The sequence below is a fragment of the uncultured Vagococcus sp. genome (assembly GCF_963518325.1).
Lineage (GTDB): Bacteria > Bacillota > Bacilli > Lactobacillales > Vagococcaceae > Vagococcus_D.
The window spans coordinates 125623-145967 of sequence record NZ_CAUQJB010000003.1; the positions used below are offsets into that span (position 1 = coordinate 125623).

The following is a 20345-nucleotide window of genomic DNA, read 5'->3' on the forward strand; positions in this document are numbered from 1 at the left end:
AGGAGTGCCTAGCATGTTAAATATCAGTCAAAAAGAATTTTGGTTTGTAGTGGGGTCGCAACATTTATATGGAGAAGAAACCTTACTGGAAGTTAAGTCGCATGCAAGAGAAGTGGTCGATGGGTTAAATAATAGTGGTCAATTGCCTTATCCGATTCGGTTACAAGAGGAGTTAGCGGTGACGGCCGATGCCATTACGACAATCATGAAAGAAGCCAATTACCGCGATGAAGTTGCCGGTGTGATTACTTGGATGCACACTTTTTCGCCAGCTAAAATGTGGATACGCGGAACGAAAATGCTGCAAAAACCATTGCTGCACTTGGCGACCCAGTACAATGAAAGTATTCCCTGGAAAACCATTGACATGGATTTTATGAACCTTAATCAAAGTGCTCATGGTGATCGAGAATACGGGTTTATCAATGCCCGTCTACGTAAAAACAACAAAATTGTTGTGGGGTACTGGCAACGTGAGAGCGTTCAACAGCAGATTGGGGAATGGATGGATGTGGCAGCCGCCTATGAAGCGAGCTTCGGGATTAAAGTAGCACGCTTTGGCGATAATATGCGAAATGTGGGAGTAACGGAAGGAGACAAGGTTGAAGCTCAAATCCAGTTTGGCTGGGTAGTGGACTACTTTGGTATTGGTGATTTAGTGACAGAGATTGATAAAGTCACGGAGTCAGAGGTTGAACAGGTCTTTACGGAATATAAATTAATGTATGACTTTGATTATGGTGACTATGAACAAGAAGTCTGGGATAAGCACGTCAAAGCGCAAGCGAAAATTGAAGTGGGCTTGCGGCGTTTCTTGGAAGCGGGAGACTACTCAGCTTTTACCAGTAATTTTGAAGATTTATATGGTATGGAACAACTGCCAGGTTTAGCGGTTCAACGCTTAATGGCGGAAGGCTATGGTTTTGCTGGTGAGGGTGACTGGAAAACAGCCGCGATTGATCGTCTGATGAAAATCATGGCTCATAATGAAAATACGGGCTTTATGGAAGATTATACCTATGAACTAGCCCAAGGGAAAGAAGCTATTTTACAATCCCATATGCTGGAAGTGGACCCAACGCTAGCGGCTAATAAACCGAAAGTAGTGGTGTCCCCTCTAAGCATGGGGAATCGGGAAGATCCAGCTCGCCTGGTCTTTGATGGTAAAGCTGGTGAAGGGGTGGTCGTTTCCATGGCGGATTTCGGCACGCACTACAAGTTATTAATTAATGAAGTGTCCCTCTTTGAACCAACTGAAGCTGCGCCTCATTTGCCTGTTGCTCGGATTCTATGGGAAGTGAAGCCTGACTTTGAAACCGGGGTACGTGCCTGGATTGAAAACGGCGGTGGTCATCATACCGTTGTCTCTTTAAACTTAACAACCGATCAAATCGTGGCCTGGGCCAATATGGTTGATTTGGATTACGTCGTTATTAACTAAAGGAAAGCAACGCTGAAACCAGCGTTGCTTTTTTGATAAGGTATCACCGATTTGAAGGGATTATCTGGTTAATAATCCTTATGGTCTATGATATAATAGACAAAATGTCTATTTTTATTATGTATATTCTGATAATAATCAAGGCGGTCATTTCATTGGGGAGCACTCATAGAAGTATAGATTGTTAGCTGGAATGTCCATAGTTGGTACGAATTTGTAAAGAGGTTGGAGGAGATTGAAATGAAAGAGTGTCATGTCTGTGGTGAAGCTTGCGAAGAATCTGCTGTTTTTTGCCATAATTGTGGAGCAAGGTTTGAAGTTGAAGCAATGGAAAATGAGCCAGTCCCGCCAGAAAAAGTGTCTGGTTTTGTGTGTGAAAACTGTCAGGAACCCTTAGAAGAGGGGGCCAAGTTTTGTGTCAATTGTGGGGCCTCAGTAGAGGCGGAGGTTAAGTTAGAGGAAACGGCCATAAGTCCTGACATTCAAGTAGAGCGTATGCGGATTCCCGCCACGGTCCATCGGCAGCGACCACCTATGACCCTCTTAACTAAAGTGCTTATTGGGCTGGCTGCCTTCCTAGTGTTTGTCGGTGGAGGCACGTATCTGTATGGGAAACAGTATTACAGCAAAGAAAAACAGGTTCAGCGATTTGTTGAGATATTGAAAACAAAGGATGCCAATAAGCTGGCAGAGGTTCTGAAAAGCAGCGATCCTAATTATCAAGTAACTGCAACAAGTCTGGAACCATACCTTGATTATTACGCCAGCAACAGTCATAAAGAAGCCTTCTCTAATCTGATTATGGATCTTGAAACTCAAGGAGATACTTTAGCAGATTTATCGTTAAAAAAAGAAGGTCACTATTATTTCTTATTTGATAGGTATCAGTATTACTTGAAGCCTGTATACATTCGCCTAAGGACGAACCAAGAAGGGGTTGAATTTAGTCTTAATCATGAGAATCTTGGTAAGTCTGACAGTGAAGAGTTTAGCTTAAATGTAGGACCATTAACACCTGGAGATTATACGATTGTAGGAGAATTAGCCAAAGATAATGAAAAGCAGACTAATCAGGTTAACTTAATGCGCTATGGCAACCCTGAATTTGAAGAAAATCAGCAAGTCAGCGTGACCATTAATAAAGTCTCGTTCTTGGTGATGGCTAACGCCACTACAGGGGATGTTCTAGTGGATGGTAAAAAAATTGGCGAGTTAAAAGACGGCCAGTTAGAAGTGAAAGACTTGATCTGGCACAAAGGCATGACCGTCCAAGTCCTGCGCTCCTTTCCAGATAAGACGGAATTGAAATCAAATAGCCAAACCATCGAAGAAGAGGCATTCAGTTCTGTCGACTATAATCGTCAAAATTATGCTTCGCGAATCGAGCTGTCCTTTGATTTAAAAGATCAGTCTGACGCCCAGTCTCTTTTAGACAATCTATACGCTAACCTTACTACCGATACTAACACTAGTTATTCCTATGGAGCCTCAGAGCTAACTAGGCTGGCCAGTTATTTTGAAAATGGTAAAAGTAATCCAGAGTATGTGGATTTTGATGGCTTCATTTCAGAAATTAGAAAGAGTCAGGGAAAGAGTTATGTGGCCGCCAATGGGAGCCTTGAAAGTCTGGAGATGATTGGGAAGAACACCTATCGAGGGACGTATTTAATCGAATATAGAACCGTCTATTCCGATTATAAAAAAGACTCACTGACTCAAGTTTTTCGCTATAAGCAAGCCACGTTTATCTACGATGAGTCAGACAGTCAAATGAAGATTCGTGATTTAGGTGGAGCGGAAAACTTTGAACAAGTCTCCTAAACGTCAATAGCAAAGCTCTTAAATAAGTGAAATACCGCCACAAGTAAGGGGATTGCCCCCTTGCTCTGACGGTATTTCTGTTGCAGTAATCCCTTTTTAACCAATCTTGGCCATTAGTTGATTGATTTCTTGCCAGTCGGTGGCCCGTGGTGGGTAGGAGATATGGTAGAGCAAGGCACTATGTGTGCTATCGATACGGGTATCCGTGATAATTAAATCAGGCGAAACGACTGTAGGCAGCTCATCGCTAAAGCTGATTTTATGTTGACTGTAACGTTTTAATTCCCGTTTAATTTTTTTTGAGTAATGACTACGTTCTGAAATCACTTGAATCTTAAAATCACGTTCAAATTCCATTAGGTCAAAGCCTGTCTCGATAGCTGAGACAAGGGCTTTAAACCGGATAGCGGAGTTCTTTTCTGGCTGTTTAGTTTGTTTTTCGACTCGTTGGAAAAGAGTGATTAAGCCACTATATAACGAACAATAGTGTTGAGAAAAATAATCCAGTGAGTAGTTGTTCATGTCGGTTCGCTCGCTGTGGCTTGTTTGTACTTGGTGAAGGCTGATAAGTAAGTCTGCTTTGAAAGCTAAGGTCTCTTCATCTGAATGAAGGAGACTAGGATAGCCCTTGAGCTCTGTTAAGATATCCGTCACATAAGCAAAACTGGCAGGCTCATAATGACTGAAATAGGTAACCACACTCTTTGAGAAAACAGTTGTGTTAAGAGAGAGGATGCCAGTGAGTAGTAACTGGTAAATAAATTGGCTCTCATTCTCAATGATATTCGGATTCAGCAAGTAAAACTGACCGCTGAGAAAAGTGTGAATCACTTGAAACAAGGGCTCTTTTGAAACACTGTGTAGCAAAGGCTTTTCAAGGTAGAAGCCTTGACGCATATCCAAAAAGCTGACGGTTAAGCTAAAGCGGATTTTTTTCTGTGTCACGCTATTCAGTGGGCTGTATAAGACCTCCTCGAGTTGAGAGAACAAAGGGGCGAGATCTTGACTAACCGCTAAGGGAAATTCATTATTTTTATAGGCACTCCAGAAGAAGTGTTGAGCGAACTGTCGAATTAGGTGGCGTTGGCCAATCAGTTTTCCAGACTTGGAATCAAAGCTGATGCCATAGGCGTTTAAAAGACCGTTCAGGTTGGAGACCTCGCGGTAATAAGTGGCTCGACTGATGTCAAATGACTCCGCAAAAAGGGTGGCATTAAAAGGTTGGCTGTCAAAGGCAGCTGATAAGAGATTAAACAAAGGGGCGTCTTGCAAATAACTCAGTAAAATTGCCCCTAAATGAGTATTAATATTTTGATTTATCCGGTAACCTAAGGTAGTATTGACTTCTAGAGCAAGTTTCGGAAATGCCATCAATAGTCTGCTTTCTAACTGGCGATAGTTTTTTTGAATAGTCGAAATAGGCAGTGAAAAATGAGTCGCCAGCTCATCTTTTGAGAGCCAGCTGGGACTAGCATTGTTCAATAAATGTAACAAGGCCATTTCATTTTGCTGTTGTGTTGGCAATAATAAAGTAACATCCATGGTCATTTCCTCCGTTGTCTTTGTCTTATCTTAATAATAGAAGGCTAAGGTGTAGACGAAGTGTAGAGGAAGGGTAAAGAGGGAGTTATTTGCCTTGAGAGAATGGGGGGAAAACCTGATGTCATACAAATTATTGGTGATTGAAGATGATAAAAATTTTCAGCATTTACTGGTCAGTTTTTTAGAGTCAGAGAATTACCAAGTGACAGCCGTAGATGATGGCATGGAAGGTATTATGGCTTTTGAAGCGGCATCGTATGACTTGGTCATTGTGGATGTGATGATGCCTTTGTTGGACGGTTATGGTGTCAGCAAGATGATTCGTAAAAAAAGTAAGGTGCCAATTATAATGTTGACGGCTTTATCAGAAGAGAAAAGCCAGATAGAAGGTTTTGACAGTGGCATTGATGATTACGTGACTAAACCTCTGTCCTTTACTGTTTTTTTACAGCGAATTAAAGCCTTGCTTATTCGGACATATGGTGAGGAAGTAACCAATGTTCTACGTTTCAAAAAGGTAGAGGTTTTATTAGATGAGCATCGTGTTTTGATGGAAGGGCAGGAAATTAATCTCACTCATAAAGAATACCTAATTTTAATAGAATTAATGAGTCGACCAAATCAGGTTTTTACTCGAGAGCAGTTAATCAATAAGGTTTGGGGGTACGATCATATAGGAAATTTGAAAATTATTAATCAGCATATTAAAAACTTACGTAAAAAGCTAGGTGGAGAGTTCATCCAGTCTGTCAAGAATGTGGGGTACCGTTTAGATGATTAAGTGGTGGCGACGTATCTCATTTAAGCTCTTTTTAGCAATTTTTGGCTTGTTGGTGGTGATTATCGGAGGGATATTCGCCAGTGTCTATGTTTATTTGCCTGATTATCAGTATCAACAAGAGTTGGATCGTAATTATGAGATTCTGGAAAATTTTACTGCTAGTTTAGAAGGTTTGTCACCTGAGGAAGTTCAAGAAGAGTTGGCCACTTTTTATGGTATGACAAATGTAAAATTTATTATCATTGATGAGGAGGGACAATTGTTGTTTCCTTTCGTGCGAGGACTCGACAAGCCAAATGCTTCTGTTTTAAATAAGTTAGGAATAGGACCGATTATAGCTCGTCCAGATAATTTCGCCAATGCTCGCCCGCTTGAATTAAACGGCAGTACCTATTTCGTTACTTACAGCATACCTGTAACGTCAAAGGAGCAATTTCGGCAGAATCTACTTATTTTCCTAGTCTACGCCTTTCTCATTAGCAGTGTCCTAGCTGGGGTAGGCGCTTGGATTCTAGCGCGACGGATTACCAATCCAGTAATCGAAATGAATGAAACAGCCAATAAAATGGAGCAACTGGATTTCTCTGCCAGTTTGCCTCAAAAGCGAACAGATGAGCTAGGTCAATTGTCTAGGAATCTGAACAGCATGTCTAAAAGTGTTGAGACTAACTTGATTAAACTTAATTCAGCTAATGCCCAATTGCAAGTGGATGCCCAAATTTTAAAGTATGAAGAGGCGAAGCGAACTGAATTGGCAGCAGTGATTTCTCACGAGTTGAAAACACCGATTGCTGCAGTAATGGGCCAATTGGAAGCGATGTTACTAAATATCGGCCCTTATGCTGATCGGGACAAGTACTTAAGAGAGAGCTATGTCATCATGGAAGACATGCAAAAGCTGGCAGAAGATGTTTTGGAAATTGCGAAAGTAAACTATGTTGATTTACAAGATAATTTACAAACCTTGAATGCTTCAGAGTTAGTTGAAGAGATTGTTCAACGGCAAAGACAGTTTTTTTCCTCCTCAATTCAAACTTTTATGGAAATTCAAAAAGGTATAATGATTGACACGCAAAAAATTCTCTTTAGTAAAGCACTAGAGAATATTATATCTAATGCTTATCAGTACTGTCTGGAGAATGGTCATGTGACTGTTTCATTGAAAGAGACTTTGGCAGGGGTTGAAATCAGCATCTTTAATACGGCTAAGTCAATTTCTGATGAGAATCTAGGTCGGGTATTTGAGGCTTTTTACCGCGTGGATAAATCACGCAATCGGGAGAGCGGCGGTACAGGGTTAGGTTTGTACATCGTGGCCAATAATTTTGAAAAGCTAGGTATTCAGTACGCCATGACGAATCAAGGAACGGGCATTCAATTTTTAATTAGATTACCACATAGAAAAAAGGAGGCTTCTAGATAAAGAAGTGTCCTTTTTTGTCTCAAATGGCTGATAAAAGTCGTCTCTGATTTGAGACAATCACCTCTTAGATTATTGATAGTATTACTCTTGTAAGGCGGCAGAAATAACTGTTCGTTATGTAGTAGTAAATCTACGCCACAAATAAAACCAAGAGGTGATGGATATGATCGTCGGATTTGTCAGAGATAATACAAAAGAAACAGCCCTAACTAGAGTCTGTGATTTAGTGATTGAAAATCAGGAAGAGCATTCAATAGTAGATAATTTAGTAGCCTTTGTTGAGACCTATCACGAGCATCAGCTAATTATTCCTAGCAACCGGGAATTGAAAATTCAACTGGTTCAATTGTTACCAGTATTAGAAAAAGCTCAGGAACTTCAAATCATCATTAATTTTTCCGACAAGGGCTCGTTCCCCTTCTTGAGCGCAGAAGAGCATTTCACTTATCTCTTACTCATGGCTCGCCAGGAAAAAGAAGTCATGTCTCATCGTTCCAGAGAGGTTATCACCGAGTTAAAAGAACAAGGAAAAGTGATTGGCCGACCAACTATCACTGAAGAATTGATTGAACGAATCAAAAGGCTATATCACGAAGGTGGTCATAGTATTCGAGATGTATCGGCTATGTGTGACGTGTCTGTCGGAACGGTTCACAAATATGCCATGGGGTAAAAACTAACCATCAAGTTGAAAATAACAGGCTGAGAATTTTATCTCAGCCTGTTATTTTATGCGGATCAGACTTGCCATTTTTCCACAAACTCTTCAATGGATAAAGCAAAATCTGGGTAACGAGCTTCCAACGTTAAGCGATCCCATTCCCACCAAGCAATGGCTAATAATTTTTCCTTAATGTCATCAGGAAAGCGATCTTTTAAAACTTTAGCAGGTACACCACCGACAATCGTATAAGGGGCCACATCTTTTGTCACCACGGCACCAGCTCCGACGACGGCTCCTGTACCAATCGTGATGCCGGCTTGAATAATCGCACCGTGGCCAATCCAGACATCTGGGCCAATCGTTGCCCAGTTATTTTGGCGAGTCTCTAAGTAGGACTGATCTTTGTCAGGAAAGCCATAGCCGGTTCCATTGTAAGCAAACATATGTTGAGAAGGACGGTTGTAAGGGTGATTGGTGGGGCCAATTCTAACCATGGCAGCAATGCTAACAAATTTGGCAATGTGGCTGTTTTGAATAAAGCAAAATTGCCCCGTATAGGTGTAGTCATCGATCGTCGCATGGTCAACAAAATTACTTTCGCCTAATTCCACATAGCGACCAAAAGTTGTTCCTTTCACCTGGCTGTTTTGGCCAATAACGGGTTTATCAGGAAATAAGTGAGTCGTTTCCAAGTGCATAAAAATCCCTCCCAAACTATTTTCTATAGTGTAATTGATTTTTTTATTATTGGCAAAGAGTAAGATTCTTTCTATTTTTTGTAACAAGTGGGATACTTAGTATAACGAATAAAGGAGGGCGTCTAGCATGTATAAAATTCACTTAATGGATCAGTTTACCCCTGAGTCAAAGAAAGTCCTATCAGAAGGCAGTTGTTTTATTGATCAAACGGGACGTCCTACTGCCATTATGGTTCGCAGTTCAACTGTTCCCGATGAGTTAATCACTCAAGATTTACTGGCAATTTCGCGAGTAGGTGTTGGCGTTAATACGATTAATGTGGAGAAAGCCACTGAAAATGGCACGATAGTCTTAAATACCCCCGGTACAAATGCTAATGCCGTCAAAGAATTGGTCATTGCCAGTTTATTTTTAGCTGTGCGGCCGATCTTTACAGCAGTCAGTCAGGTGAAAAAATTGGAAGGCCCTAATATTTTGGCAGAAGCGGAAGCTCAGCGCGAAGACTTAATTGGCCAGGAGCTTCAAGGAAAGACGATCGGCATATTGGGGTTAGGATCCATAGGCAAACAAGTTGGTCGAATTTGCTATGAGTTAGGGATGGATGTTTTAGGGTACGCCAGAAGGGACCACGATCTGTCTTTTGTAACTCAAGTTGGTTTAGAGGAACTCTTGAGACAGTCGGATTTTGTAGTCGTTCTATTGCCGTTGACAGATGAAACTAGACATTTGTTTACCGATGAAAGACTAGCCTTAATGAAAGATGGGGCGCGTTTATTCAACTTTGGGCGTGATCAAATTGTAGATAATCAGGCACTTTTAAGGGCAATTGATAAAGGCAATCTAACTCAATATATAACTGACTTTCCCCAAGAAGAATTTATCGACCATGACCAAATTGTAATGCTCCCTCATATTGGCGGCAATACTCATGAAGCGATTAAAGATGGTGAACAAATGGCCAGTCGACATTTACGGAATTTTTTATTGTTTGGGACCGTCCGTGATTCAGTGAATTTTCCAAATGCTCGTTTACTCTTTCAATCGCCTTATCGCTTAACTTTGTTTTATCAAGATAAAAAAAGAATTTGGGCTAAAATAGTGGAAATTTTATCAAATTATGAGTTGGAAATTGGCGATATGAGTAGTAACCGCAAGGAGGGAAAAGTCTATACAATGATTGATTTGGAAACTGACAATAAAGACAAGATTGAAAAAGCTCTGGCTGAGATCAGCCATTTAGCGCCAGTAAAACGAGTCAGACTGCTCGGAAATCCCCTTGTCGCTAAATAACGTAACGGCGAGCCTATTTCAAGGGAGTCCTAACAATAAAAAAAGGTGGGGGTATCCTCTGGATTGGGGGCTTTCTAAATAATAAGAAGACGCTAAAAAAAGAAGCCTTTTGCTATACAAATGCTTCCAGAAATCATATAGTAGCATTTATACTCTAAAAAGTTAGTAGGGATAATAGATGATAAATTTTTTGATTACTAGGTTTGAAACAAACCAACAGAAAAAAAAGACAGATTTGAGATCAGCTTTTGGCTCCTTTGCAGGAAAAATCGGCTTAGTTTCAAATCTGTTGCTTTTTGTTAGCAAATTATTGATAGGAATTGTCTCAGGAAGTGTTTCCATTATGGCAGATGCCATGAATAATTTATCTGATACAGTTTCCTCGATTTTAACCTTAGTTGGTTTTTATATTTCAGGGAAACCAGCGGATAAAGAACATCCTTATGGTCATGAACGTTTTGAATATATTAGCGGTATGCTGGTCTCATTATTGATTACGTTCGTGGGATTTCAATTTTTTACGACATCGATTGACCGCATTAGGGATCCTCAAAGTGTTAGGGTTACTCCGATTGTCTTAGTTGTATTGGTCTTGTCTATTTTAATTAAAATTTGGCAAGGAGTGTTTTATCAACGGGTAGCTAAGAAAATCAACTCAAATACGCTAGTTGCGGCATCCAAAGACAGCTTTAATGACGTCTATACAACGATTACGGTCTTGATTTCGGCCGGAATTGAAGGCGTGACGGGCTTGCAAATTGATGGTTATGTTGGCTTATTGATTGCCTGCTACATTATATACAGTGGGCTTCAATTGATTCGAGAGTTTATTGATGAGTTGATGGGCTTGCGACCGGATCAAAGTCAAATTGATTTAATGAAAGAATATTTGTCAGCAGTCCCTGATATTATTGGTTATCACGATTTACTGATTCATCAATATGGGCCTAATAAAACCTTTGCTTCTGTTCACATTGAAATCGATGATCGCTGGGATTTAACTAGAGCTCATGAGCGAATCGATGAGATTGAATATAAATTTAGAAAGCAATTAGGTGTGGACCTAGTCTGTCATATCGATCCTGTTAATTTGTATGATCAAACGCAACAACTGATTCACCAAGAAATAAAAATTATCATCAAATCAATCGAAGGGGATTTTAAAGTCCATGACATCCGAACACTGAAACATGGTCAAGATGAAATGATTCTTTTTGATTTGGTGGTTCCCAATAAATTCCGATTATCGGAACAAGAAATCACCAATGAAGTTCAGCGTCAAACCTTGGAAAAACTTGGTCAGTATAAAATTAAAATTACCTTTGACCATACTTATTTGCTATGAGATGAGAGTTTGTGGTTCGGGGAACCAAAGTAAGCCGTTATCAGTGTCTGTCTGAGACTGATAACGGCTTTTTTTGTTTGGATCACTTCAATCCTGATGACAAAATTATTACGCGAGAAACCCAAGGAGGTGATGAAATCTGCCTCATAACCTCAGCTGGTGAGTGAAAAAATCACTCAATAAATAACTAAAAATCAATGGTTAGTTGTTCGTTTTTCTCTGTGTTTGCCGTATTTAATATAACGCAATAGGATATGAATGATTGCTTCATCCAAGAAGTTAACTAAGCTAGGTTGTACCTGCTAAATTTATCTTTTTTGGGATGAAGAGGATCAAACCTTAAGGCACTCGTTAAATAATGAATTTTTTCAGTGGCTTAATATAGGGTTAACGAATCTGAGTATTTCTGTATCGATAACAAATTAATCAATGAGTGGAATCATCGGTCAAATAGTTGAGAGAGGGAGCTATTTCCTAAGAAACGCTTGTTTAGTTAGTTGAATCAATAATGAAAATCTCGATCCATGAGTGAAAGCCTCACTCATTAAATAACGAATTCTTGAGTGGATTAATTTAGGGTAGCAAGTGCGGTTACTTCCATAGATAACAAAGTCATCGATGGAAGAACTTATCACTCAAAAGGTTGACAGAGGAAGTCCTCTCTTAGGTAATAGTCGTTTAGTTTACTGAATAAGTAAGATGAAACGTGACTCATGTGTGAAGGCTTCACTCATTAAATAACGCTTATTTCAATGCTTAAACCTAGACGCTAATGGATGAATCATTTCTGAATAGATAACTAGTTAATCAATGAGTGAAATCATCTATCAAAGATTTAATAGAGTTAACTATTCCTGCGGTAATAGTCGTTTAGTTTACTGAATAAGTAATGTGAAAGGCAACTCATGAGTGAAGGCCTCACTCGTTAAATAACGCGTATTTCAATGTTTTAATGATTGGTTAATACGTGCGGTACTTTTTATATCTATAACGACGTTACCGATGAGTGGAATTATCACTCAAGAGACTGATAGAGTTAGCTGTTCCTGAGGTAGTCCTCGTTTGTTTGGCTGAATAAGTCATGAAAAGCTCGGCTAATGAGTGAAGATTTCATCTATTAAATAACGAATTGGACGGTTGCTTAGGCTTTATCAGACTCGTAAAGAACGGCCTTCTCAGTAATGCTGTTCGTCTGTCAAAGGGCCACTTATTTTAACAGCGAAATTTGGCTATGAATCTCTTATAAATATGACTGACTCGTTTCATAATGTCATATTCTCAAATCCGTATTTTGCTAATGATGGGCCATGCTCTATTTTTTCTTGTTATACTAATAACACGAAATTTATTACCTGATTCTCCCCACTTTTGAAAAAAATTAATCAAATCTTAACATAATATTCCCCGACAAAAAGAAAATAATCCTGCACATGTCAATATAAATGTGCAGGATGGGCGTATTATTTTGTGTAATTGTCAAAGTAACCTTTAATGTAAACGAAAGGTGTTCCTTTGTCGCCACTGCCAGAGGTTAAATCTGACAGGGAGCCGATTAAGTCAGTTAGGCGGCGAGGAGTGGTACCTTGAGCTTCCATTGCGCCGACTAAATCATCGTCTTTATTTTCAATATAATGAGAGATGGCTTGTTTTAATTCATCGCCACGCAAATCGGCAAAGTTATTGTCAGCCAGATATTTGAGTTTGACTTCGTTAGGCGTGCCTTCTAGGCCAACAGTAAAGGCCGGTGAAACTACGGGATCAGCCAGTTCCCAAATTTTACCAACAGGATCTTTAAAGGCGCCGTCACCATAAATCATTACTTCTACATTTTTACCAGTCAGTTCTTTTAGTTTAGCTTGAATGCCATCGACTAAAGGCTGGCAGTTGTTTGGAAACAGTTTGATGCTGTCTTCCGTTGATTTGTTTGATCCCAGTAAGCCATAAGCTTCGTTAAAGCCGCTACCGTCAATTGATTGACTTAAAATATCGTCCATTGAGTAAACTTTTTCAGCCCCATTGGTTTCCAAGGTCCGTTTAGTACGGAAACGGGTGTGGATATCACAAGTTAAGACATTTTTAGTGTAATCCAAGATAGTTTTCGCATTGTTTGAGAAGATCACTTCACAAGTGGCACCTTCAGCCTCAACTAATGATTTATAATAATCGATATAGTCAACGCCTGTAAAGGTATGCTTTTTATAACCAAAATGCTCACGGAATTCAGACTCTGTTAAAACATCCGTCCAAGGATTCACGCCTTTTTCATCTAATTCATCAAGGTCAACTAAGTGATTCCCAACTTCATCAGAAGGGTAGCTAAGCATTAAGACCACTTTTTTCAAGCCACGGGCCATTCCTCTTAAACAGATTGAAAAACGATTCCGGCTTAAAATAGGGAAAATGATTCCAACAGTATCATCACCAAATTTAGCGTGAACATCAGTGGCAATATGATCGACAGTTGCATAATTTCCTTGGGCACGGGCTACGATTGATTCAGTAATGGTGACGATATCTTGATCTTCAATCTTAAAGCTTTCCGCTTTGGCAGCATTTAAGACCGTTTCAACAATTATTTCGTCTAATTTGTCCCCTTGATTAATAATTGGGCCACGAAGACCACGGACAGTTGTTCCTACGGTTCTTTCCAATTGATTCGCTCCTTTTATCTAATGTCCGCAGTGCGGTTCACAGACACAGATTCTTCTTAGTGTGGATAACAATTATTAGCTATCATCACTTTATTTCGCCTCTATACTATACCTTATAAGTAGGTGAGAAGTAAAATAAATCTGGCCTTTTCGTTGATTTAAATTTGTTGGCTGATACAGTGATGGCACTCCCTTCAGAATGCAAAAAACTGATAAGTAAAAGATGTCTTTTACTTATCAGAAAAAATTGATTATGGATCAGCTACAAGAACTGTGCCGCTATTGCTAGCAATGACCTGTTTAATGTTTGCCAGTGAGCTGATGATGGCCTTCCCTGAGGGACGTGCCTCGATAAAGGCGATGGCCGCTTCGACTTTAGGTTTCATACTGCCAGCTGCGAATTGATTGGCTGCCAGATAGTCCTTCATGGCTGAAAGGGTGACAGTTTCCAATTTTTTTTCGTTGGCGGTTTTAAAGTTGAGGTAAACATAATCAACACCTGTTAAAAAAATAATCGTATCCGCTTCAATCAACTCCGCCAGTTTTTCAGAAGCGAAGTCTTTATCGATGACCGCTTCGCAACCTGTGACGCCCTCTTTGCCTTGGATCACAGGAATACCGCCACCACCAGCGGCAATGACCACTGTTCCTTGGGTGACCAGCTGGTTAATAACGGGGGCTTCCTTAATGCTTAAGGGCTTAGGTGAAGGCACAACCTTGCGCCAACCACGGCCGGCATCTTCAACGTACTGGTCAAGAGAGCTCTTCATCAAATCCTTGGCATCATTCTCGGAGTAGAAAGGGCCAATTGGCTTTGTCGGGAGTTGGAAGGAGGGATCCTGTGGGTCAACGACGACTTGAGTGATTAAGGTCACAACATTTTTTGTGATGCCATGACGCTCTAAAGCGTTGTCTAAGGCATTTTGCAACCAATAGCCGATTGAACCCTGTGTCATGGCCACGCAGGTATCCAAGGGCATGGCAGGCGTTATTAGAGAGTCAGATGCGGCTTGCTGCAAAAGCAAGTTGCCCACTTGAGGCCCGTTGCCGTGAGAGATAATCAATTCCTGATCATGTTGAATCAAGGTTACCAATTGTTCAGCTGTTCGATTAAGTGCGTCTTGTTGAGCTGAAGCCGTGGCATCATCTGAGAGGATCGCGTTGCCTCCTAAGGCCACTACTATTCTTTTGTTTGTCATAAGGAGTCCTTTCTAGGCCTTTGGGATAAAGAGATTGCCTAAAGTCGCGGCCATAATCGCTTTAATGGAGTGCATGCGATTTTCAGCCTGTTCAAATTGTCGACCATTAGAACTGCGGAAAACTTCATCTGTGATTTCCATTTCCTGGATGCCAAACTCTTTGGCAATCCTTTGACCATATTCTGTTTGACTGTCATGGAAAGCTGGCAGGCAATGGAGCACAATGACTTCTTCATTGCCCGTTAAATCCAGCATGTGACGGTTGATTTGATAAGGTGTCAGTAAGTTTATCCGTTCGGCAAATTTGTCCTCTTCTCCCATGGAGACCCAGACATCTGTGTATAAGACATGGGCGTCTTTCACGCCCAGAGGGACATCGTCAGTCATCTGAATGATGGCCCCTGATTGTGCGGCATACTGGTTTGCCAACGTGATGATCGACTTATCTGGAAACAGTGACCGAGGCGTGACAATGCGCATATTAACGCCTAAAATCGCTCCTGTGACCAGTAAGGAGTTGGCCACATTGTTACGGCCGTCGCCGACATACACCATATTAATGCCTTTCAAATAGCCAAAATTTTCTTGAACGGTTAAAAAGTCAGCAATCATTTGAGTAGGATGCCAGTCATCCGTCAAACCATTCCAAACGGGAACGCCAGCGAACTCAGCCAACGTTTCCACTGTTTGTTGACTAAAGCCGCGAAACTCAATGCCATCAAACATTCTGCCTAAGACTTTTGCTGTGTCTGCCACTGATTCTTTTTTGCCTAATTGAATATCGTTCTGGCCTAAAAATTCTGGATGGGCGCCTAAATCAATGGCTGCAGTTGTAAAGGCGGCACGTGTTCGGGTAGAGGTTTTCTCAAACAACAAGGCAATGTTTTTCCCTTCCAAATAATGATGGGGGATGCCTGCTTTCTTTAATGCTTTTAAATGAGCAGAAAAATCAATCAAATAGTTGAGTTCCTCGCGATTAAAATCCTTTTCAGCGATAAAACTTCTCCCTTGAAAAATAGATGTTTTCATAATAATAGTCCTTTCTTTTATTGAGCGATTAATGGACGAGTTGGATGAGACAAATGATAAAAGCAACGCCTAAAAAGCCAGCGATGACTTTTTCATAAGTCAGAAATAGTTGCTTGTGATAAGTTCGTTGAACAAAAGCGAAGAGCAAGGTACCAGGGAAAAATAACATAACAGTTAGCAATAAATACCAGACACCGGAGGCATAAGCCAGCCAGAGCATGTAAACGGTGGCAATCAGACCGACCACCATATTTCGGGTGAAATCATGACTTCGCTCAGCTTGCAAGGTGTATTTAATCTGATACAAGGCCACGAAAGCATAGGGCAAAAGCACAGTGGAAGAGGCAAGAGAGGCCATTAGCGTATAAGCCTGATCCGTCACTAAAAAGGAGAGTAAGAATAGTTGGACAATCAGGTTAGTAATAAAAAGGGAATGAATCGGCATGCCACTTTTATTTTCTTTTAAGAAAAACTTGGGAAATAACTGGTCTTTTCCTGCTTGGTAAGCCACTTCTTCAGCTAGTAAGGTATTGGCAATCCAAGCCCCGAAGATTGAGATAATCACGCCAATATTCACGATGATCGCCCCTGATTTTCCGATGACCCGTTCCAGTACAAAGGCCATTGCTGGGCGATCCAAGCCTTTTAATTCGGCTTGACTCATAATGCCAAACGACAGTACTGTCACCGACATGTAAATCAAGGTAACGGCAGCAAAGCCCAAAAGGGTGGCTTTTCCGACATCGCTGCGCTTTTTGGCGCGACCGGAAAAGACAACGGCGCCTTCAATTCCGATAAACACCCAAACCGTGATTAACATTGTCCCCTTAACTTGCGATAAAACCTCAGAAAAGCTAAAATTACCACTGAGAGTTCCCCAAAAATCATCAGAGAAAACACCCATCTTGAAGCCACCAATCACACAGACTAAAAAAATGACCAAGGGAACTAGCTTTGCCATCATCACTAAATTATTGATAAAGGAAGCTTTGTCCAACCCCCGGCAAATCATCACGTGCATCAACCATAAAATAATTGAGGCACCAATGATGGACGCCACATTTTGCCCACCAGCAAAAACAGGGAAGAAGTAACCAATGGCACTAAATAACAAGGTACCAAAGGCAACGTTACCTAAGATCACCGAAATCCAATAGCCCCAAACAGAGTTGAACCCCATGTAATTACCAAAACCGGTTTTAGCGTAGCTAAAAATGCCAGCATCTAAATCAGGCCGTTTGGTATTTAGATTTTGCATACAAAAAGCGAGAGACCCCATTCCGAGGCCGGCAACTAACCAACCGACTAACGTAGCACCAGCTGAAGCTGTTTGCGCCATATCTGACATTAAATTGAAAATGCCGGCACCGATAATGGCGCTAATAATAATGCCGACTAATGAGAGTAGATTTAATTTTTTTTCTTCCGTTTTCATCTCCATAATCCTCCTAAGTTCAATCACTTGGAAGTTCTTCGCGTCAAAATAGAAAGCATCGCCCTGCTCCTTCGAGCGATGCTAGTGAGAAAGCTAGAATCGAAGAGATAGGCAACTTAAGCCGCCATCGATTTTTCTGAATTCAGAGGTGTCTACCAAAATCACATCATAGCCCAAGTCTTCAATTTTCTTTTGAATGGTTGGATAACCTTCTGGAACGAGAACGTGGTCATTAACCCAGATGCAATTGGCTCCGTAAGCTTCGTTCTCAGGGACCTCAATTCGGTTAAAGCTAGCAAACTCAGGATCGTCGACAAATTCTCCAGCAACTAATAAATTATTGTTTTCAAGATATGCTAAGCCAGTTTTTAAGTGAAGGACTTTTTTGAGTGTCACAATTGATCCGGTTAAGCCGTATTTTTCTAAAATTTGAATCATCTGTTCACCACCTGCTCGATTGGTTCGTGCAGATTCACCGATGTAAAAATGATCCCCAACCATCATAATATCCCCTGCTTCAACGGTTCCTGGGGCTTCGATTTGCTCAACATGGTCATATAATTGTTCCAGAGTAGCCCGCATGTCCGCTAGTTCGGCCTCTTGGCGACGTGTCTCAGCGCCTGGTCGAGTGATAATCGCACATTTACTTGTACAAAGGGCCACATCTTCAACAAAACAGGAGTCAGGAAACTGGTTTTTTGGTTCTAAAACAGTCACTGTAACACCTGTTTTAGTTAGAGCGCTTACATAATTTTCGTGCTGGACAAGTGCCTTCTCGTAAATTGGTTGGCCTAAATTTGCACTAGTAAGACCATCGGAAATACTGGCAGAAGGGACACGGACAATCACATTTTTAAACATAATTTTACCTTCTTTCTTTTTATTGTATATAGTATACAATTCTTGTGATGTTTTTGTCAATACTTTTTTTGAGAGCGCTGTTTTTATGACTCTCAACGTGGTATACTAGATGTACACAATGGGTAAAGGAGCGGGAATATGGCAGAAGTTATCTCACAAAAACAACACATATATAATTTTATTTCAAGAGAAATAAGTCATGGAAACCTTGAATACAATAGCCGATTGACGGAACAGTATATTACGGATAAGTTAAAGATTAGTCGAACGCCTGTTAGAGAAGGCTTGTTTCAATTGGCCGCAGATGGCATTTTGGAACACACGCCGAGAAAAGGGTTTCGCATCAAAAAATTGACACAAGAAGAAGTCGTTGAAATTTATGAAATAATTGGTGTGCTAGATGGTAAAGCAGCAGCTTTAGCCTTACCTAAGCTCGCAGAAGAAGACTTTGCCAATATGCAATACTTGATTGATGCCATGAATTCAGCTATAAAAAATGAATTGTATACAAAATACAATGAACTTCAGTTGGAGTTTCATCAGGTCTATACAAACAAGTGCGGCAATCAATCCCTAATTCAAGGTTTGGAAAAATACAAACACGCTTTTTTAGGAATTACCTATAAAAATATCCCAGCAGCGGCGATTCAGGCTACTTTGTATGAAACCAATCAGGAGCATCAGGAAATATTAGCCTTATTCAAAGCTAAAGAAGTCATGAAACTCCGGTTGTTTATTGAAGATCTTCATTGGAGTGGTGAACGAGCCCAGTATGATATTTGGTAATGATGGAATAAGGGAAAACACTTCTTAGTGAGGTGTTTTTTTACTTCTAGCATTTAATGAAAGGTTAAAAACTTCATTAATGGGTTTGTAGACTTAGACGGTTGATTAAACAGATAATAGGCAGTGTTTATATACATTGTTTTAAAAAAAGTAACGCTAAAAAAGAAGGGGAAACTAATGATAAAAAAAGAAGAAATGCCCATATGCGATGTTGCAACTACTGTGCAATTAGTTGGGAGTAAATGGAAACTGTTAATAATTAGAGATCTTATTTCAGGCTCAAAAAGAACCTCCGAACTTAAACGTTCTTTGTCAGGTATCTCTCAGAAGGTTTTAACGGAAAGTTTAAGTTCAATGATAGATGATGGACTTGTGAATAGAATTGATTTGAAAAAAGTACCACCCCATGTTGAGTATCAATTAACGTCTTTAGGAGAGTCGTTTCTTCCAGTTATTGAATCTATGAGGCAATGGGGAAACTATTACAAGTCTCAGATGTAACTCATAGGTACATTTTTGTACCTACTTCACAAATTGAGTTTAATAATTTAGTATTAGATTAAGCTGTAAGTGAGGAGAAAAGACGAATGAGTATAGAATTAGTTGAATTTACGCCGGTTCATACAACGTCTAAATTAGTCGAATTAGACGGCGAACCTGTTTTGCAAGTAATAAAAAGTGAAAAAATAATGGAATTTGATGAGAATACTTATTGTAAGGTAAAAGATACTTCATTTCACAATGGGGTCATCGAAGTCAAAGTTCTAAGTAGATTGTTACCAGATGCGCCAGACTTTGCAAGGGGATTTATTGGGATTGCTTTTCGAATTAGTCAGGACGATTCATCATTTGAATCATTTTATATCAGGCCAACAAATGGAAGAGTGGCTGATCCGATTAGAAAAAATAGAGGAACGCAATATTTTTCCTATCCCAATTACACCTTTGAATACTTTAGAGACCGAGGGATGACTGACTTTGAATCTCCTGCAGATATAGGTTTGGATGAATGGATAACAATAAAGGCTGTTATTAGAGATCAAAGGGCAACATTCTATGTCAACGGGGGAGATAGACCAACTCTGGTGGTGGATCATTTACTATTAGGTGCTGAAGCAAGAGGGTCGATTGGTCTTTTTGTGGACGTTGGTACCCAGGGGTTCTTTAAAGAGTTAAAGATTACGTCATACGATTAGCACACTAACCGTGAAACTTTTTTAAGTCACATTAATAGTAATAGTGTTATGGGTGAGTAGATTATGTTTACTCATCTTTTTGGTTTAGATAGAGAAATTCAATGATACCAAGAGATCGAATAATTGCAGGGGGGCTATTAATTATCATTTATTTTTAGTGTTGCATTTAATGTGTTAATTCT

General features: G+C 40.2%; 17 protein-coding genes. 10 read left to right on the forward strand and 7 right to left on the reverse strand.

Annotated elements, in window-relative coordinates; translation table 11 throughout:
- Nucleotides 1-13: 13 nt before the first annotated feature.
- Nucleotides 14-1441 carry an L-arabinose isomerase gene (gene araA, locus RWN13_RS03960; RefSeq protein ID WP_314060711.1) on the forward strand — a complete coding sequence of 476 codons (1428 nt, stop codon included), beginning with the start codon at nt 14-16 and terminating at the stop codon, nt 1439-1441.
- A gap of 240 nt (nt 1442-1681) precedes the next feature.
- Nucleotides 1682-3262, forward strand: coding sequence for a TcaA 3rd/4th domain-containing protein (locus RWN13_RS03965; protein ID WP_314060712.1), 1581 nt, complete (start codon nt 1682-1684; stop codon nt 3260-3262).
- Nucleotides 3263-3358: 96 nt separating this feature from the next.
- Here RWN13_RS03965 and RWN13_RS03970 read toward each other — a convergent pair whose 3' ends face one another.
- On the reverse strand, nt 3359-4804 hold the full coding sequence (locus RWN13_RS03970; protein WP_314060714.1) for a helix-turn-helix domain-containing protein: 1446 nt from the start codon (nt 4802-4804) through the stop codon (nt 3359-3361).
- Nucleotides 4805-4922: 118 nt separating this feature from the next.
- On the opposite strand from RWN13_RS03970, the gene RWN13_RS03975 reads away from it, so the two are divergent.
- The 3 genes from RWN13_RS03975 (at nt 4923) to RWN13_RS03985 (ending at nt 7681) form a co-directional block, all read left to right on the forward strand.
- Nucleotides 4923-5585, forward strand: a complete 663-nt coding sequence (locus tag RWN13_RS03975) for a response regulator transcription factor (protein ID WP_314060715.1) — start codon at nt 4923-4925, stop codon at nt 5583-5585.
- Nucleotides 5578-7008, forward strand: a complete 1431-nt coding sequence (locus RWN13_RS03980; RefSeq protein WP_314060716.1) for a HAMP domain-containing sensor histidine kinase — start codon at nt 5578-5580, stop codon at nt 7006-7008. Before RWN13_RS03975 ends, RWN13_RS03980 begins: the two co-directional genes overlap by 8 nt.
- A 163-nt stretch (nt 7009-7171) precedes the next feature.
- Nucleotides 7172-7681: a hypothetical protein gene (locus RWN13_RS03985; protein ID WP_314060717.1), complete on the forward strand. Its 510-nt coding sequence runs from the start codon at nt 7172-7174 to the stop codon at nt 7679-7681.
- Nucleotides 7682-7746: 65 nt separating this feature from the next.
- On the opposite strand, the gene RWN13_RS03990 is transcribed toward RWN13_RS03985, so the two are convergent.
- Nucleotides 7747-8370, reverse strand: a complete 624-nt coding sequence (locus RWN13_RS03990) for a DapH/DapD/GlmU-related protein (RefSeq protein WP_314060719.1) — start codon at nt 8368-8370, stop codon at nt 7747-7749.
- A 127-nt stretch (nt 8371-8497) separates the two neighbouring features.
- Between RWN13_RS03990 and RWN13_RS03995 the strand changes: the two genes are divergently transcribed.
- Complete coding sequence (locus RWN13_RS03995) at nt 8498-9661, forward strand: NAD(P)-dependent oxidoreductase (protein ID WP_314060720.1); 1164 nt, start codon at nt 8498-8500, stop codon at nt 9659-9661.
- Between the two features lie 178 nt (nt 9662-9839).
- A complete protein-coding gene (locus RWN13_RS04000) occupies nt 9840-11006 on the forward strand; it encodes a cation diffusion facilitator family transporter (protein ID WP_314060722.1) in 1167 nt (388 codons plus the stop codon).
- Between the two features lie 1460 nt (nt 11007-12466).
- Here the strand turns inward: RWN13_RS04000 and RWN13_RS04005 are convergent.
- The 5 genes from RWN13_RS04005 to RWN13_RS04025 all read right to left on the reverse strand — a co-directional run bounded on the left by RWN13_RS04005 (nt 12467) and on the right by RWN13_RS04025 (nt 18181).
- Entirely contained in the window at nt 12467-13657 is a 1191-nt protein-coding gene (locus tag RWN13_RS04005; RefSeq protein ID WP_314060723.1) for a coenzyme F420-0:L-glutamate ligase, read from the reverse strand.
- A gap of 251 nt (nt 13658-13908) precedes the next feature.
- Nucleotides 13909-14856, reverse strand: a complete 948-nt coding sequence (gene arcC / locus RWN13_RS04010; RefSeq protein WP_314060724.1) for a carbamate kinase — start codon at nt 14854-14856, stop codon at nt 13909-13911.
- Nucleotides 14857-14868: 12 nt separating this feature from the next.
- Nucleotides 14869-15885: an ornithine carbamoyltransferase gene (gene argF, locus RWN13_RS04015; protein WP_314060726.1), complete on the reverse strand. Its 1017-nt coding sequence runs from the start codon at nt 15883-15885 to the stop codon at nt 14869-14871.
- A gap of 28 nt (nt 15886-15913) precedes the next feature.
- Nucleotides 15914-17320 (reverse strand): basic amino acid/polyamine antiporter, encoded by a 1407-nt coding sequence (locus tag RWN13_RS04020; RefSeq protein WP_314060728.1) that lies wholly within the window; start codon nt 17318-17320, stop codon nt 15914-15916.
- Nucleotides 17321-17413: 93 nt separating this feature from the next.
- Nucleotides 17414-18181, reverse strand: coding sequence for an arginine deiminase family protein (locus RWN13_RS04025; protein ID WP_314060730.1), 768 nt, complete (start codon nt 18179-18181; stop codon nt 17414-17416).
- Nucleotides 18182-18319: 138 nt separating this feature from the next.
- Here RWN13_RS04025 and RWN13_RS04030 point away from each other — a divergent pair, with 138 nt between their 5' ends.
- The 3 genes from RWN13_RS04030 (at nt 18320) to RWN13_RS04040 (ending at nt 20163) form a co-directional block, all read left to right on the forward strand.
- The gene (locus tag RWN13_RS04030; protein WP_314060732.1) at nt 18320-18967 is read left to right on the forward strand and encodes a GntR family transcriptional regulator; all 648 of its coding nucleotides are present in this window, start codon (nt 18320-18322) and stop codon (nt 18965-18967) included.
- A gap of 177 nt (nt 18968-19144) precedes the next feature.
- On the forward strand, nt 19145-19468 hold the full coding sequence (locus tag RWN13_RS04035; protein WP_314060734.1) for a helix-turn-helix domain-containing protein: 324 nt from the start codon (nt 19145-19147) through the stop codon (nt 19466-19468).
- Between the two features lie 86 nt (nt 19469-19554).
- Nucleotides 19555-20163 carry a hypothetical protein gene (locus tag RWN13_RS04040; RefSeq protein ID WP_314060736.1) on the forward strand — a complete coding sequence of 203 codons (609 nt, stop codon included), beginning with the start codon at nt 19555-19557 and terminating at the stop codon, nt 20161-20163.
- Nucleotides 20164-20345: the final 182 nt, after the last annotated feature.

Bases quoted from the DNA above. Each gene is read 5' to 3' on its own strand.
- araA (WP_314060711.1), top strand. From the start codon at position 14: ATGTTAAATATCAGTCAAAAAGAATTTTGGTTTGTAGTGGGGTCGCAA.
- RWN13_RS03965 (WP_314060712.1), top strand. From the start codon at position 1,682: ATGAAAGAGTGTCATGTCTGTGGTGAAGCTTGCGAAGAATCTGCTGTT.
- RWN13_RS03970 (WP_314060714.1), bottom strand. From the start codon at position 4,804: ATGGATGTTACTTTATTATTGCCAACACAACAGCAAAATGAAATGGCC.
- RWN13_RS03975 (WP_314060715.1), top strand. From the start codon at position 4,923: ATGTCATACAAATTATTGGTGATTGAAGATGATAAAAATTTTCAGCAT.
- RWN13_RS03980 (WP_314060716.1), top strand. From the start codon at position 5,578: ATGATTAAGTGGTGGCGACGTATCTCATTTAAGCTCTTTTTAGCAATT.
- RWN13_RS03985 (WP_314060717.1), top strand. From the start codon at position 7,172: ATGATCGTCGGATTTGTCAGAGATAATACAAAAGAAACAGCCCTAACT.
- RWN13_RS03990 (WP_314060719.1), bottom strand. From the start codon at position 8,370: ATGCACTTGGAAACGACTCACTTATTTCCTGATAAACCCGTTATTGGC.
- RWN13_RS03995 (WP_314060720.1), top strand. From the start codon at position 8,498: ATGTATAAAATTCACTTAATGGATCAGTTTACCCCTGAGTCAAAGAAA.
- RWN13_RS04000 (WP_314060722.1), top strand. From the start codon at position 9,840: ATGATAAATTTTTTGATTACTAGGTTTGAAACAAACCAACAGAAAAAA.
- arcC (WP_314060724.1), bottom strand. From the start codon at position 14,856: ATGACAAACAAAAGAATAGTAGTGGCCTTAGGAGGCAACGCGATCCTC.
- argF (WP_314060726.1), bottom strand. From the start codon at position 15,885: ATGAAAACATCTATTTTTCAAGGGAGAAGTTTTATCGCTGAAAAGGAT.
- RWN13_RS04020 (WP_314060728.1), bottom strand. From the start codon at position 17,320: ATGAAAACGGAAGAAAAAAAATTAAATCTACTCTCATTAGTCGGCATT.
- RWN13_RS04025 (WP_314060730.1), bottom strand. From the start codon at position 18,181: ATGTTTAAAAATGTGATTGTCCGTGTCCCTTCTGCCAGTATTTCCGAT.
- RWN13_RS04030 (WP_314060732.1), top strand. From the start codon at position 18,320: ATGGCAGAAGTTATCTCACAAAAACAACACATATATAATTTTATTTCA.
- RWN13_RS04035 (WP_314060734.1), top strand. From the start codon at position 19,145: ATGATAAAAAAAGAAGAAATGCCCATATGCGATGTTGCAACTACTGTG.
- RWN13_RS04040 (WP_314060736.1), top strand. From the start codon at position 19,555: ATGAGTATAGAATTAGTTGAATTTACGCCGGTTCATACAACGTCTAAA.